1 protein-coding gene is annotated in these 575 nt (G+C 62.4%); it reads right to left on the bottom strand.

Features of this window, described 5'->3' with window-relative positions; genetic code table 11:
* The coding region (locus tag JK635_RS16470) for a VCBS domain-containing protein (RefSeq protein ID WP_202655051.1) at nt 1-559 on the bottom strand (559 nt) is incomplete at its 3' end.
* Nucleotides 560-575 lie beyond the last annotated feature (16 nt).

The following is a 575-nucleotide window of genomic DNA, read 5'->3' as shown; positions in this document are numbered from 1 at the left end:
AGCTCGACTGGCCAGCGTCGGCATCTGCAATGGTCAGCGCGCCCTTTGTGGTCAGAAGATTTCCAGTCAGGCCCACGTCCTCCTGGACCGTGCCAGTCGATATGCCGCCGATCACCGGGACATCATTGGTGCCGGTCACCGTGATGGTTTGGACCTGGGTGACGGTGGTGCCCTTGTCGTCGGCGACGTTCACTTGGTAAGCCACCTGCACCGTCTGGCCTTGCGCCAGGTAATCCGGCGACGCCAGGCTGAAACTCCACTGCCCGCCGTCGGCAATCGTGTACGCCTGCTTGAAGGCAGCGGCCTGCGTGTCGGTCAGGGTGACGCCCGTGGTGGTCACTGTAGCGCCAGCCAGGCTCGCTGCCACAGTGGCATTGCGGTCGCTATCGCTGAAACCCAGCGTACCGGAAGCGCTCAAGGCGGCATTGCCTTCGAAAAGCTTCAGGTTGGTCGCCGTAGTAGTGATGACCGGCGCATCGTTGCTGCCAGTGACCGTCACCACCGCTGCAGCCGGTGTAACGCCGCCCTTGCCATCGACCACGCTGTAGCTGAATGTCATCTGGACGCTCTCATTT

Origin of the sequence: Neobacillus paridis (assembly GCF_016765675.1) — a bacterium.
Lineage (GTDB): Bacteria > Bacillota > Bacilli > Bacillales > Cytobacillaceae > Neobacillus > Neobacillus paridis.
This window is presented reverse-complemented; position numbering and strand designations above follow the sequence as displayed.